The sequence below is a fragment of the Intrasporangium sp. Soil_C_50 genome (assembly GCF_057656595.1).
In genome coordinates, this window is the sequence record NZ_JBDGKB010000001.1 from 1,322,346 (window position 1) to 1,335,412 (window position 13,067).

The following is a 13,067-nucleotide window of genomic DNA, read 5'->3' on the forward strand; positions in this document are numbered from 1 at the left end:
CTGCGCTCCTTATCGCTCGGTGGGTCGGATCGGAGTGGGTGCGGCTGCCGCGGCCGCGCCGGCGGCGCTGGCCGCCTCCGCGGCGGCGAGCGAGTCGCCCTCTCCCCGGAGGACGCTGAGGCGCGGCCCCTCCCCCGGCGTGAACGAGTGGGCCGTGGCGATGACGAGCGCGCGGAACTCGGCGATGAGCGTGATGACCTCGGGCAGGCTCTCGCGCACGACGTACGTGGCGCCGCCGACCATGACGAGGGTCGTGTCCGGGTTCTCCTGGACACGCTCGATGAGGTCGGGGTTCACCGCGAAGCGTGACCCGTTCAGGCGGGTGACTGCGATCATGGGGCCGTTCCTGTCGGGGGGCGGGGCGCTCGTGCCTCCGCCCCCCTCTATCGGCAGGGAGCGGCCGACCGTAAGGTCAGCGCTTCAGGTCGACGAGCTCCTGGAGCACCTGGTCCGAGGTCGTGATGATGCGGGCGTTCGCCTGGAAGCCGCGCTGGGCCACGATGAGGTTGGTGAACTCCTGCGACAGGTCGACGTTGCTCATCTCGAGCGCGCCACCGACGAGCGAGCCGAAGCCGGAGTCGCCCGCCTGCCCGACCTGCGCGTTGCCGGAGTTCGCCGTGGCCGAGTACGAGGACTGACCGGCCTTCTCGAGGCCGGCCGGGTTGGTGAACCGGGCCAGGGCCACCTGACCGACGGACTGGCGGATGCCGTTGCTGAACGAGCCGACGAGCGAGCCGTCCGCGCCGACGCTGAACGCCTCGAGCGTGCCTGCCTCCCAGCCGTTCTGGCCGGTGGCGGCCACGGTGGTGCTGCCCGCGTAGCCGGTGACGGTGCCGAGGTCGACGGTGATGCCGCCGACGCTGACCGACCCCGGCGTCGTCTGCTTGCCGTCGGTGAAGGCGAGCGAGCCGCTGCCGGTCGCTCCTGAGGCGTCGGTCGCGGCGACGTTCCAGCCGCCGGCCGTCCTGGTGAAGGCCAGCGACAGCGTGCGCGCCGCGCCGCCCCCGTCGAAGACCTGGATGTCGCGCTGGAGCGCGGTGCCCGTGGCGGCGTCGGAGGGCAGGTTGCCCGCGACCTCGACGCCGGTGGTGGCGCGCGCGGGGATCATCGCGGTGGGCGACAGGACGAGTCCGGTGGTGGGCGCCCCGGTGTTGACCCGGCCGTTCGCGTCGGCCATCCAGCCCTGCAGGATGCCGCCGTCGGGCCCGACGAGGTGGCCCGCGGCGTCGAGGCCGAAGGAGCCGGCGCGGGTGAAGTACTGCTGGCCCCCGCGGCTGGTGACGAAGAAGCCGTCGCCCGAGATCATCATGTCGGTGGCCTTGCCCGTGGTCTGCGCCGAGCCCTGGGTGAAGGTCGTCGTGACAGCGGCGACGCGGACGCCGAGGCCGACCTGGGCGGGGTTCGTGCCGCCGGTCGCGGCCTGCGGGCCGGACGCGCCCTGGGTGAGCTGCGAGAGGGTGTCCTGGAACTGGGCCGAGGAGCCCTTGAACCCGGTGGTGTTGACGTTGGCGATGTTGTTGCCGGTGACGTCGAGCATCGTCTGGTGGGCGCGCAGGCCCGAGATGCCGGAGTAGAGCGAGCGAAGCATGGGGACGGCCTTTCTGGGGTGGGTGGTCTGGTGCGGGGGCCGGCTCAGGAGCCGGCGACCCCGGTGATCGCGGCGAGGGGGATGCTCGCCGAGCCGACGGTGACGGTGGGGGTGGCGCCGGCGAAGGAGACGGCCGATGCCGTGCCGGTCGCCGTGGCGCCGGTGGCGTCGAGGTAGGTGACCGTGCGGCCGAGCAGGGCGGCGGCCGCGCTGCGCTGCTGGGCCTGCAGGCCCTGCGTGCTGTCGGCGGCCATCTGGCTCAGCTTCTCCATGACGGCCAGCTGGGTCGTCTGCCCGATCATGGCGTTGGTGTCCATAGGCGAGCTCGGGTCCTGGTTCTTCAGCTGGGTGACGAGCAGGTCCATGAAGACCGTCGAGTCCATGGTCTGCTTCGGGGCCCGGGTGGGGGCGGTCGAGGTCATGCTCGAGCCGCCGACGGACCCGACGGGACCGATGGGGGTGGTGGTCATGGGTCTCCTTCTCTCTCAGGCGAGGACGTCGAGGACGGCCACGGTTGGGGACGGCTGGGAGGGGGCGGGGGCGGAGGTGTGGTGGCCCAGCCCGGACACCGCGGAGACCCGGGACAGGGTGTCCGACCGGCTGCCGTCGCGGCCCTGCCCGCCGGCGTCGCCGCGGTCACCACGTCCCTCCCCGGTGTGCGGGTCGTGCGCGGGGGCGCCGCGGTGGGACAGGTCGAGGCTCGCGCCGAGACCCGTGCCGGCGAGGTCGCGGCGCAGGTCGGGCAGGGCGGCGTTCACGGCCGCGCGCCCGGCATCGGTGGCGCTGAACAGCTCGATGCGCACGCCGTCGGCGCCGATGTGCGCCTGTACGGTGACCGGCCCGAGGTGCTCGGGGCTGATCCGGACCGTGAGGACGTGCTCACCCGGCCCGCCGGCGGCCAGGCGCAGGACCGGCCGGGACAGCTGCTCGGCGAACGGCTGTGGGGTGGCGGCCGGCGCGCTCGCCGCTGGGGAGCCCGGGCCGGTGACGACGGTCGCCGTCGGCGCCATCGGCGCGGCGACGGCAGCGACGGCCTGGGCGCCCGGGGTGTCCGGGCCGTCGGACGTCCCGGGCGAGGGGGCCACAGGACGCTGTGCGACGACCAGCGCTGCGGGCGACGACGCGTCGCCGCGGACCGGCACGACCGCCGACCGAACCGGTTGCACCGCCGACTCCGCGGTCCTAGCGGCCGACCCATCGGGCGCCTGCGCGGTGGACGCAGCGACGGCAGCCGTCGCGGACGCATCGGGCGGGATGGCCCCGGCGCCCGGCGTCACCGCTGGGGCGCGGCCTGGCACGGCCGTCGCAGCCGGCGCCGGCACGCGGCCGTCCGCGGCCGCCGACGACACGGACCGGGTCGCCGCAGCGGCGGCCGCGCCACCCTGGGCGACGAGAGCGGTGGTGGCTGCGAGCGGGGCGGTCGGGCCCGTAGCCGTGGCGGCACCGTGACCGTCTCCTGCCCCGGGAGCGGCGACGATGGCAGCGGTGGCCGGCAGGGGCATGAGGCTGAGCGGAACCTGCTGCGCGAGCGACTGGTTCGGGTCGATGGCGTCGCCGTCGGACGCGCTGGCCCGAGCCGGGCCGTCGGTGCCGCCCTGGTCGTCGGACACGAGCACCCCTCGCGCGGCACCGGAGCCGGCTTCGGGCGTGCCGGTGGACAGCGCGGCGAACGGGTCGGCGCTCCCCGCCGTGGTAGTCGCCCCGGTCGTCACGGGCGCGAGGAGCGAGGCCAGGGTGGTCACGAAGTCACCGGGCGCGGCAGCGGTCGCTCCGCGAGCCCCGGCCGGGGTGGCCCCGGGCACGGGCACGGTCGTTCCCGACCGGGAGGACACGACGGCGGGCATCAGGCCCCCGATCCGTAGAGCTCGGAGACGATCTGGCGCGCGGTGCCCTCCCACTTGGCGTACGCGTCGGGGTGGGCCGAGCGCTGGACGGCCTGGTCGGCGGCGGACACCGGCATCGACTGCCAGCCCGGCAGCGCCGTCAGACGGTCGAGGAACATCCGGGTCGAGGTGCGCGGGTCCATGGCGTCGGTGACGGTGCCCCACGAGTAGCGCGAGCCGTTGACCTGCTGCTGGAACAGGCCCACCGAGTAGCCGTCGACGCCGCGCGCCGACCGGTCGGGCGCGAGGGCCTGCGAGCCCGCGACCTTGGGATTCCAGTACATCCGCAGCGACGACTCCTGCAGGGCGGTCGAGATGGCGTTGACCGCAGCCTGCGCCGGCAGCCCCTGCGCCTTGACCTCGTCGACGATGACCTGCGCGTAGTGACGCTGCGTCGGGTCGAGCGACGCCGTGCCGGGGCCGCTCGCCGCGACGCCCGCCGGGACCGCCGCGCGCTCAGGCACGATGCGCCGGATCGTCGTGAGGTTGCCGTGCATCTCCCACGCGTCGCGCACCTGGATCGTCTTGCCCGGCATCGGAGCGTCGATGGCCTTGCCGTCACCGAGGTAGATCGCGACGTGGCCGTGGCCGTGGCTGACGAGCAGGTCGCCCGGCCGGGCCTCGGCGAGCGAAGGCACCTCGGTGCCGCGCTTCATCTGGTCGCGGACCAGCCGCGGCAGGTCGATGCCGACGTCGCCGTACACGCGCTGGACGAAGCCGGAGCAGTCCATGCCCTTGCTCGGGTCGGTGCCGCCCCACACGTAGGGCACCCCGACATAGCGCTTGGCAGCGGCGACGACCTGTTCGGCGGTGACACCGCCGGACGGGCCGGACGTGTCCGTCGCGCCCATCAGGCCCTGCGCGGCGTCGGGGCCGAGCACCGACGCGAGGGTGTCGGCGAACGACCCACCCGCGCCGCTCGCTCCGGTCGCTGCGCCCGTGCGGGCGGCGACCGACGCCGCGCGGGAAGCCGCCGTCGGGTCGAACTGCGTCAGCGTCGACTCGATCTGCTGGATCCGGCCCAGCGACTCGGTGAAGCTCATGCCGGTCCCCCCTCGTCCGTCTTGCGAAGCCGTGCGGTCGACCCCAGCTCGTCGAGCACGACCTGCTCGGCGGCGAGCTCCGCGGCGTGGACGGTCGACGCGTGCCGCGCCTCGAGCTTCTCCAGCCCGAGGGTGCGGGCCCGGGCCGCCCCGAAGTCGCGCTCGGCCGAGGCGCGCTCGGCTGCCGCTGTGGCGTTCAGGGCCCGCAGCTCGGTGAGCATCGCTGCCGAGGACGCGCGGCCCGCGGCGATGGTGTGCATGACGTCGAGGCTGTCGACATCGGTCGGGAGGCGGTCCACCTCGGCGAGTGTGCGTTCGGTACGCGCGGCGATGCCGGCGTGCCGGGACGCGGCGGCGCCGAACACCGCTGCGGCCTGGTCCTCCTCGAGCCGGCGCAGCCGGAGCAGCCCGGCGAGCGAGAACGGTTGGGTCATCGCGGCCCCCCGAGGGTCGTCGTGAGTCGGACAAGGGCGGCCCAGGCGTCCTCGGCCGCGGTGCGGTCGTCGAGGTGCTGGGTGAGGAAGGCCTCGATCGGCGCCGCCTGGTCGAGGGCGGCGTCGACGAGCGGGTTGGCGCCGCGGGTGTAGGCACCGACGTCGATGAGGTCCTGGGCCGCCTTCCGTGCCGCGAGGACGCGACGCAGGGCGGTCGCGGCAGCGGTGCGCTCGGGCGGGTTGACCTTCGAGGCGACGCGCGAGATCGAGCCGAGCACGTCGATCGGCGGGTAGTGGCCCATGACGGCGAGCTTGCGGTCGAGGACGACGTGGCCGTCGAGGATCGAGCGGGCGGTGTCGGCGACGGGCTCGTTGTGGTCGTCGCCGTCGACGAGGACGGTGTAGATGCCGGTGACCGAGCCGGACCGGGCCGTCCCGGCACGCTCGAGCAGGCGGGCGAGCAGGGCGAAGGCCGACGGCGGGTAACCGCGAGTGGCCGGCGGCTCGCCGGCAGAGAGGCCGATCTCCCTCTGTGCCATGGCGACTCGCGTCAGGGAGTCCATCATGAGCAGTGCGTGGGCGCCGTCTGCGCGGAACGACTCGGCGATGCTCGTCGCCGTGTCGGCGGCACGCAGGCGCACGAGCGCGGGCTCGTCGGAGGTCGCGACGACGACGACCGAACGGGCCAGGCCCTCGGGGCCGAGGTCGTCCTCGAGGAACTCACGGACCTCGCGACCGCGCTCGCCGACGAGGGCGATGACGCAGACCTCGGCCTCGCTCCCCCGCGCGATCATCGACAGCAGCGAGGACTTGCCGACGCCCGAGCCGGCGAACAGGCCGATGCGCTGGCCGCGTCCCAGGGTGACGAGCGTGTCGAGCGCCCGGACGCCGGTGGCGAGCGGCGTGTCGATGCGGGCCCGTTCCATCGGCGAGGGGGCCCGGTCGGACGAGCGCACCGTCGGGGCGATGAGGGGCCCCTTGCCGTCGATGGGCCGCCCGAGGCCGTCGAGCACGCGTCCGAGGAGCGCGGGGCCGGTGGGCACGTGCGGCCCCCCGCGCACGGCGCGGGCGTGCTGGCCGACGCGCAGGCCGGCGAGCGGCCCGAGCGGCATGCAGGTCAGGGTGCCGCGCGCGGACGAGACGACCTCGGCGCGGGTCGGGGACCCGACGTCGGCGGCCACCTCGAGGTGGTCGCCGACCGCGCACGGCAGCCCGGCCACCTCGAGAGCGAGGCCCCGCACGGCCGTGACGGTCCCGACGCGCTCGGGCGCGGCGGCGTCGAGGACGTCGGCGAACCCCCTCATGCCGGTTCCCCCGTCACGGTGGCGCGGGCGCGCGCGAGCGCCGAGCCGATGCGGGCGTCGAGCTCGCCCTCCGGGTACACGGCGACGGCGTCACCACGCGAGAGCCCGGCGTCGACGACGAGCTCGACCCGAGACGCGTCGACCGAGTCCCCCACGAGCGCAAGGTCGTCCGGGTGCAGCCGCACCGCGACGACGGAGGACGCGTCAGGCTCCGACAGCGCTCGGGCCAGGGCGGCGCGGGCCGCGTGCGGAGCGTCCGACAGCTCGCTGCCGACGATGGTCTCGGCGAGTGCGAGTGCCGCGGCGACGAGCTGCGCGTCGGCGTCGGCGAGCACCGGCGCGGTGCGCAGCTCGAGGGCCCGGGCCGCGGAGTCGAGCACGGCGACGGCACGGTCGGTGCGAGCCCGCTCGGCTGCCACCGCCGCGGCTTGCCGCGTCACGAGCTCCGACTCGCGGGCGGCCACCTCGTCGGCGGCGCGGCGCAGCCCGGCGGCGTACCCGGCGGCATGACCGCGCGTGTACCCCTCGGTCTCCCCCATGAGGTCGACCGCCGGGAAGACGACGACCTCCGGCGTCGGACGCGTCGGGTAGGCCGCTCCGCCGCCGAACGAGGTGTCAGTAGACAAGGTCGTCCTCCTCGGCCCGGCGCAGCGTGATGGTGCCGGCCTCCTCGAGGTCGCGGATCGAGCGGACGATGTCGGCGCGGGCCTCCTCCACCTCGGAGGCACGGACCGGGCCGAGGGCCGCGAGCTCGGACTCGAGGATCTCGCGGATGCGGTCGGAGATGTTCCCGGTGATGGTGTCGACCACCGGCTGCGGGGCGCCCTTCATGGCGCGTGCCAGCACGGCGGCGTCGAGGCCGCGCAGCACGAGCTGGACGTCCTTGCGCTCGAGCTTGACGAGGTCGGCGAAGGTCAGCATCTTGCTGCGGACCTCCTCGGCGAGCACCGGGTCGCGCTCGGACAGCGCGTCGAGCACGGCGCGTTCGGTGGCGGCGTCGGAGCGGTTGATGATGTCGACGAGCGGCTGGATGCCGCCGAGGGCCCGCTGCTGGCGCGGACCGGCGGCGATGGCCGCTCCGGTGCGGGAGCGCAGGTTGTCCGCGACGACCCGGACCGCCTCCGGGGTCGGCGTGCCCATCGTCGCGACGGCGTGTGCCACGTCGGCGGCCCGAGCCGGGCCGAGCCCGGCGATGACGTGCGAGGCCTGCTCGGGTCGCAGGTGGGCCAGCACGAGCGCGATCGTCTCGGGCAGCTCGCCGTCGAGGAGGCTGAGCAGCTGCGAGGGGTCGACGCTCTCGAGGAAGTCGTAGGACTTGCCCGCCATCGTCGAGGCGAGCCGGTCCATGACGCCGGCGGCACGGTTCGGCCCGAACGAGGACTCGAGCAGGCCGACGGCGAAGTCGCGCCCGCCCAGGGTCGTCCGGCGGCCCGACACGGCCAGCTCGTGGAACTCGGCGATGACGTCCTCGGACACCGCCGGGTCGACACGGCTCAGGCGCACGATCTCGGCGGCGATGTCCTCGGCCTCGGAGTCGCTGAAGTGCCCCATGACCGCTGCCGCGCTCTCGGGGCTCATCTGCATGAGGACGATGGCGACCTTCTGGGTGCCGGTCAGGTGCGATGCCGTCGTCAGTGACGACAGGACCGTGGTCTCGAGGGTCATACCGGCTGCCGCTCGTCCATGAGGCCGCGCAACAGCTCGGCGGTCTTGAGCGGCTCGGACGACCCGAGCCGGTTGACCTGGGCGCGGCGGCGCTCGGCGTCGAGGACGTCCGCGCTCGGGCCGGGAAGCTCGGGAACGGCGGCGACGTCGTGGCTCGCCTTGAGGACGGGCAGCACCATCGTCGCCTCGGGGCCTGCGATCGCCGGGACCTCGTCCGCGACGAGCTCGCCCTCGAGGTCGACCGGCTCGCGGACGGCCCGCTTGCGCGAGCGCAGCCACAGCACGAGCACCGCGATGGCGATGAGCAGGAGCATCCCGGCCCAGACGAGCGTCGTCATGAGCTGGGCGCCGGCCTGGGCCTCGTCCTGGGCCTGCTGCGCGGCGAGAGCCGCCTTGGCCTGGTCGGCGGCCGCCGTGCTGAAGGGCAGCACCTGCAGCGACAGGACGTCGCCGCGGTTGGTGTCGACGCCGGCCGCGGCCGACACGAGGTTCTGCAGGTCCTGGACGTTGAGGTTGCGGGCCGCGGCCGCGCTGATCGCGACCGAGACCGACTGGCGCTTCAGGGCGCCCGCCGGGATGGTGCGCTCCTCGGTCACCTTGTTGACCGCGTTGTCGCGGGTGTCCTTGGTCGAGTCGTACGAGCCGTTGCCGCCGGTGCCACCGGGCACCGCGATGTTGTCGGGACCGAGCACCCCGGACCCCTGGGAGGTGCCGGTCCCCCGGTACTTCTCGGTCGTCGTCGACTGGCTGAGCGGCGGCACGTTCTTGACCCCGGCGAACGTCTCGGACGTCTGCTGCGCGGAGTTCGAGTCGATCTCGGGCGTCACGGCGACGGTGGCGTTGCCGGGGCCGAGCACCTTGTCGAGGACGGCCTGCACCGAGGCCTGGGTGCGCTGCTGGTACTCGCTCGCCTGCTTCGAGCCCGAGCCGTTGGTGCCGGCGCCGACGGCCGAGAGCACGGTGCCCGACGCGTCGACGACCGACACGTTGGCCGCCTTGAGCTCGGGCACGGCAGCCGAGGTGAGGTGCACGATCGCGTCGACCTTGTCGGCCGACAGCGTCTGGCCCGGCAGCGTCTGCACGAACGCAGACGCCGTGGGCTCACCCTGCTGCGAGGTGAACACGGTCTTCTCGGGGATCGCCAGCTGCACCGACGCGGTCTGCACGCCCTCGAGGTGGGAGATCGTCGTGCCGAGCTCGCCCTCGATGGCCCGCTTGTACGTGACGTTCTGCTGGAACTCCGAGGACGTGACGCCCATCTTGTCGAGCAGCGAGTAGCCCGACGCCGGTGCTGCGGGCAGTCCCGCCGACGCGGCCTTGAGCCGCTCGTCGTAGACGCTCTCCTGCGGCACGAGCACCGTCGAACCGCCGTCGGCGAGCTGGTAGGGCACGCCGTCCTTGCCGAGCTGCTGGACGACGGCGCTCGCGTCGGCGCTCGCGAGGCCGGTGAACAGCGGGCTGTAGCTCGGCTTGGTCAGCCAGCTCGTCAGGGCGACGGCGCCGAGGGCGAGGACGGCCAGGCCGATGGCCGCCACCGTCTTCTGCCCGACGGTGAAACCCTTGACGGTGGTGCCGAAGCGCTGGGCCGCGGACGTCAGGAACGGGGGCATCAGGCCTGCATCCTCATGATCTCGTTGAAGGCGTCGACTCCCTTGTTGCGCAAGGCCGCCGCGACCTCGAGCGTCACCTGGGCACGGGTCGCCGCGATCGTCGCGGAGTGGATGTCGTCGAGGCTGCCGGTGACGGCCTGGACGGCGAGCTGGTTGGAGGTCGACTGCAGCTGCTGGAGGTCGTCGACGGCGCCGGCGAGGCTCGTGGCGAAGCCGCCGCCGCTCGTGGGCGCGGATCCCGTTGTCGCCGTGACAGACCCGAGAACGGGCCCGACCGGTCCGACGGCTCCGATGGGCGCGATGCTCACGAGGACCTGCCGATCTGCAGCGCCGACTCGTACATGGTCCGAGCGCGGTCGACGACCTGGGCGTTGGCCTGGTAGCCGCGCTGGGCCATGATGAGCGAGCCCATCTGCTCGCTCATGTCGATGTCGGGGTAGCGCACGTAGCCCTCGGCGTCGGCGATCGGGTTGTCCGGCTCGTACACGAGGCGGCCCGCGGCATCGCCCTCCCGGATGCCTGCGACGTAGACACCCGACGTGCCGGCGCCGGCCTGCGCCTCGACGTAGCGTGCCTGGAAGGCCGGTCCGCTCGTCGGAGAGGCGTTGTTGACGTTGGCGAGGTTGTCGGCCACGGCGTCGAGCCACTTGCGGTGCACCGTCAGGGCGGTGCCGGCGATGCCTATCGCGTCGAAGGTCATCAGCTCGTCCTCAGTGCCGCACGGATGCCGGCGAACTGCGCGTTCATCGCCTGGCTCGCGAACTGGAAGCGCAGCACCGTGTCGACGTTCGACAGCGTCTCCGTGTCGAGGTTGACGTTGTTGCCGTTCGTGCGCGTCGGCTCGGCCGACTGCGACGTCGAGGCGGCCGCGTTCCCGTCGCCGGCCTGGACGGACGCCGCGAGCGCGTCCTCGAAGGCGACGCGCTGGGCGTGGTAGCCGGGCGTGTTGACGTTGGCGATGTTGTCGGCGATGGCGCGCTGGCGTTGCGAGAGGCCGTCGAGGGCACTCGTGAGCGCGGCGGACGTCACGGAATCGAGCACAGTTCTCCTGCAGGAAGCTTGCAAGGGGATTGGCCGATCCGTGGCCTGACGCGGCGAGCAATCCGTGCTCGACGGTCCCTATCGGCAGGTCCGCGAGGCGCGTTAGTGCCGGCCTCCGGCGGGTTCGGGACGAGCCCGGACGTCAGCTCGGGACGTCAGCTCTGGACGTCGACGAAGACCGGCGTCCGGGGTGGCGCCGGCGGGAGAGCACGAAGTGCGCTCAGCTGGTGGGCGGTCGCCGTGTGGAGCAGGTCGAGGCGCTCGGCGACGCGCGCCTGCGCGTCGGCCAGCTCGCGGGCTCGGTCGATGAGCCGCTCGGGCAGTGGGCCGAGGCCGCGGGGGGGCACCCACGTGCGCAGCTGCGCCGACGCGACGTCGGACTCCGTCGGCGCCCGCTCGGCCAACGACCGCTCGACGGCGGCGAGGTCGGCCTCGAGGCGGTCGAGGACGGCGTCCCAGCTCTCAGCCAACCGCGTGCACCGTTCGCTCGCCACCGGTCGGGGACGACCAGGCGGACCCTGCCGAGCCCGCAGCCGCGGGCGGCGCGTCCGGCGCCGAGGGTGCGGCGGAGCCGGACACCGGGGACGACGTCGCGTCCTGCAGCGTCCCGGCGGCCGCGTGCCAGGCCTCGTGCAGCGGCGTCAGCAGCGTGATCGCTTCGCGGGTGCGCGCGACGTCGCGGTGGATGTTCGCGTTGACGAGCGCCATGCGCACGTACTCGTAGAGGCCGCGCAGGCCCTCGGCGCCGTCCCACACGTCGGGGCGCAGGGTCGAGGACAGCTCCATCACGATGTCCTGCGCGTGGAGCAGCTGGGTGTTCGCCGTCTGCCAGTCGGCGGCCTCCTGGGCGGCCTCGGCCCGGCGCAGGTCGAGCAGCAGCCGGTCGTAGAGCATCGTCAGGAGACGAGCGGGGCTGGCCGAGAGGATGGCGTCGCGGGCGTACTGCTGGCGCGCGTTGGCTGCGTTGGTCACGCGTCGTGTCCTTACTTGGTGTTCTGCGAGAAGCTCGGGAGGCCGGCGATCTGGCTCGTGAGCCAGGACTGCTGCGACTTCAGCGTGCCGAGCGCGGTGTCCATCGCGTTGTAGACCGCGAGCAGCTGGGTGCGGCGGTCGGCGAGCCGCTGGTCCCAGCCGGCGATCCGGTTGCCCAGGTCGTCGGAGACCGACTGGCGCCCGGCGATGAGCTGCGTGATCGAGCCACTCACGGGGGCCGACGCGTTCCTGGCGGCGGTGGCGACGCGTCCGGCGACCTCGGTCAGCGCGGCGCGGGTGCCGGACGCGTCCGCGGCGAGGGCCGCGGTCAGCTTGTCCTGGTCGAAGGTGAACGTGCCGTCGCGCTGGATGACGATGCCGATCTCCGAGGGCGAGCGGCCGTTGCTCGTCGGGCGGTAGGTGGCGTCGGTGATGGCCGAGGCGATGCCCCGCACCGTGGAGTCGCCGGTCAGCAGCCCGCCCTGGGCGGACGAGACGCCCGCGGACCCGGACGTCGTCGTGACCTTCGCGTTCGTCGCGATGGCGCCGAGCAGGTCGTTGACGGAGGCGACGAGATCGCTCGCCTGCTTCGCCACGGCCGCGCTGTCGCCGCTGACGGTGATGGTCGTGGCGGTGCCGACGCCGGCGGCCGTGGCCGTCACGGAGACGCCGGGCACGACGTCGGCGAAGGTGCTGGTGGCCGAGGTGACGACCTGCTCGGCCGCGGTCCCGGCGTAGAGCAGCGCCGACGCGTCCTGGGCCGGCGCCACGACGGCGGCACCGGGGCGGCTCATGAGGTCGGTGGCCGTGCCGGCCGTGACGTCGGCCGGGGTCCCCTCGTAGGCGCTGAACGCGCCGGCCGCACCGGAGCGGGTCGAGGTCAGCTGCAGCCGGTAGAGCGGGGCGCCGCTGCCGTCGGTGCCGGCGCTGACCTTGAGCGCGCGGGCCGGCCCGCCGGAGGCGTTGATCGCCGACACCACGTCGTCGAGCGACGTGCTCGCAGGGGTCACCTCGGTGGTCGCGCCGGACGCGTCGGTGAACGTCAGGTGGGTGGGGGCGCCGCCGGCGTCGGTGGGCCACGTGCCGAGCGCCGCCGTCACGTCGACCTGGGTGCGGGCCAGCCGCGTCACCGTGAGGTCGAAGGTCCCGGCGGTCGCCGTCGTCGCCGCCGTGGCGGTGATGCCGGTGGTGCTCGACGTCGCGGTGAGCAGGTTGAGCGCGTTCGGCGCGGCGACCTTGGCCGCCAGCGTGCCGAGCGCCGACGCCTTGGTGTTGAGCGTGCGCAGCACGGTCATGAGGCTCTGCTGCTGGGACTGCGCCTGCTTCAGCTGCTGCTGCGGCAGCGCCTCGGCGTTCATGAGCGAGTTGACGATCGAGGTGATGTCGAGCCCGCTGCCGAGGCCGTTGACCGAGACTCCCACGAGATGCTCCTTGCGTCCGGCGACGTGGTCGGCGATGTCCTGGCTGGCGCGCCGGGACGCCGACGACGGCCGGGGTCGGGTTCCCCGGCCGCCGTCGGCTGTGCCC

At 74.0% G+C, this 13,067-nt stretch carries 16 protein-coding genes; all 16 read right to left on the reverse strand.

Annotation, left to right across the window (positions count from 1 at the left end; all coding sequences use genetic code 11):
• Nucleotides 1-9: 9 nt before the first annotated feature.
• The 16 genes from AC3A5R_RS06215 to fliD all read right to left on the reverse strand — a co-directional run bounded on the left by AC3A5R_RS06215 (nucleotide 10) and on the right by fliD (nucleotide 12,961).
• Nucleotides 10-336: a flagellar FlbD family protein gene (locus AC3A5R_RS06215; RefSeq protein WP_487619854.1), complete on the reverse strand. Its 327-nt coding sequence runs from the start codon at nucleotides 334-336 to the stop codon at nucleotides 10-12.
• A 76-nt stretch (nucleotides 337-412) separates the two neighbouring features.
• Nucleotides 413-1,588 carry a flagellar hook protein FlgE gene (locus tag AC3A5R_RS06220; protein ID WP_487619855.1) on the reverse strand — a complete coding sequence of 392 codons (1,176 nt, stop codon included), beginning with the start codon at nucleotides 1,586-1,588 and terminating at the stop codon, nucleotides 413-415.
• 44 nt (nucleotides 1,589-1,632) lie between these two features.
• Nucleotides 1,633-2,058: a flagellar hook assembly protein FlgD gene (locus AC3A5R_RS06225; RefSeq protein ID WP_487619856.1), complete on the reverse strand. Its 426-nt coding sequence runs from the start codon at nucleotides 2,056-2,058 to the stop codon at nucleotides 1,633-1,635.
• 15 nt (nucleotides 2,059-2,073) lie between these two features.
• Nucleotides 2,074-3,390 (reverse strand): flagellar hook-length control protein FliK, encoded by a 1,317-nt coding sequence (locus tag AC3A5R_RS06230; RefSeq protein WP_487619857.1) that lies wholly within the window; start codon nucleotides 3,388-3,390, stop codon nucleotides 2,074-2,076.
• 41 nt (nucleotides 3,391-3,431) lie between these two features.
• Nucleotides 3,432-4,514, reverse strand: coding sequence for a C40 family peptidase (locus tag AC3A5R_RS06235; RefSeq protein WP_487619858.1), 1,083 nt, complete (start codon nucleotides 4,512-4,514; stop codon nucleotides 3,432-3,434).
• Nucleotides 4,511-4,948: a flagellar FliJ family protein gene (locus AC3A5R_RS06240; RefSeq protein WP_487619859.1), complete on the reverse strand. Its 438-nt coding sequence runs from the start codon at nucleotides 4,946-4,948 to the stop codon at nucleotides 4,511-4,513. Before AC3A5R_RS06240 ends, AC3A5R_RS06235 begins: the two co-directional genes overlap by 4 nt.
• Nucleotides 4,945-6,252, reverse strand: a complete 1,308-nt coding sequence (locus AC3A5R_RS06245) for a FliI/YscN family ATPase (protein WP_487619860.1) — start codon at nucleotides 6,250-6,252, stop codon at nucleotides 4,945-4,947. Before AC3A5R_RS06245 ends, AC3A5R_RS06240 begins: the two co-directional genes overlap by 4 nt.
• Nucleotides 6,249-6,878 (reverse strand): FliH/SctL family protein, encoded by a 630-nt coding sequence (locus AC3A5R_RS06250; protein ID WP_487619861.1) that lies wholly within the window; start codon nucleotides 6,876-6,878, stop codon nucleotides 6,249-6,251. The genes AC3A5R_RS06245 and AC3A5R_RS06250 overlap by 4 nt, the downstream gene beginning before the upstream one ends.
• Nucleotides 6,868-7,917 carry a flagellar motor switch protein FliG gene (gene fliG, locus AC3A5R_RS06255; RefSeq protein ID WP_487619862.1) on the reverse strand — a complete coding sequence of 350 codons (1,050 nt, stop codon included), beginning with the start codon at nucleotides 7,915-7,917 and terminating at the stop codon, nucleotides 6,868-6,870. The genes AC3A5R_RS06250 and fliG overlap by 11 nt, the downstream gene beginning before the upstream one ends.
• Nucleotides 7,914-9,527, reverse strand: coding sequence for a flagellar basal-body MS-ring/collar protein FliF (gene fliF / locus AC3A5R_RS06260; protein WP_487619863.1), 1,614 nt, complete (start codon nucleotides 9,525-9,527; stop codon nucleotides 7,914-7,916). Before fliF ends, fliG begins: the two co-directional genes overlap by 4 nt.
• Nucleotides 9,527-9,835: a flagellar hook-basal body complex protein FliE gene (gene fliE / locus AC3A5R_RS06265; protein ID WP_487619864.1), complete on the reverse strand. Its 309-nt coding sequence runs from the start codon at nucleotides 9,833-9,835 to the stop codon at nucleotides 9,527-9,529. Before fliE ends, fliF begins: the two co-directional genes overlap by 1 nt.
• Nucleotides 9,832-10,227 (reverse strand): flagellar basal body rod protein FlgC, encoded by a 396-nt coding sequence (locus AC3A5R_RS06270; RefSeq protein WP_487619865.1) that lies wholly within the window; start codon nucleotides 10,225-10,227, stop codon nucleotides 9,832-9,834. Before AC3A5R_RS06270 ends, fliE begins: the two co-directional genes overlap by 4 nt.
• Nucleotides 10,227-10,568 carry a flagellar basal body rod protein FlgB gene (gene flgB, locus AC3A5R_RS06275; protein WP_487619866.1) on the reverse strand — a complete coding sequence of 114 codons (342 nt, stop codon included), beginning with the start codon at nucleotides 10,566-10,568 and terminating at the stop codon, nucleotides 10,227-10,229. The genes AC3A5R_RS06270 and flgB overlap by 1 nt, the downstream gene beginning before the upstream one ends.
• A gap of 155 nt (nucleotides 10,569-10,723) precedes the next feature.
• Nucleotides 10,724-11,038: a hypothetical protein gene (locus tag AC3A5R_RS06280; protein WP_487619867.1), complete on the reverse strand. Its 315-nt coding sequence runs from the start codon at nucleotides 11,036-11,038 to the stop codon at nucleotides 10,724-10,726.
• Nucleotides 11,031-11,540, reverse strand: a complete 510-nt coding sequence (gene fliS, locus AC3A5R_RS06285) for a flagellar export chaperone FliS (RefSeq protein ID WP_487619868.1) — start codon at nucleotides 11,538-11,540, stop codon at nucleotides 11,031-11,033. Before fliS ends, AC3A5R_RS06280 begins: the two co-directional genes overlap by 8 nt.
• Before the next feature lie 11 nt (nucleotides 11,541-11,551).
• Nucleotides 11,552-12,961, reverse strand: a complete 1,410-nt coding sequence (gene fliD / locus AC3A5R_RS06290) for a flagellar filament capping protein FliD (protein ID WP_487619869.1) — start codon at nucleotides 12,959-12,961, stop codon at nucleotides 11,552-11,554.
• Nucleotides 12,962-13,067: the final 106 nt, after the last annotated feature.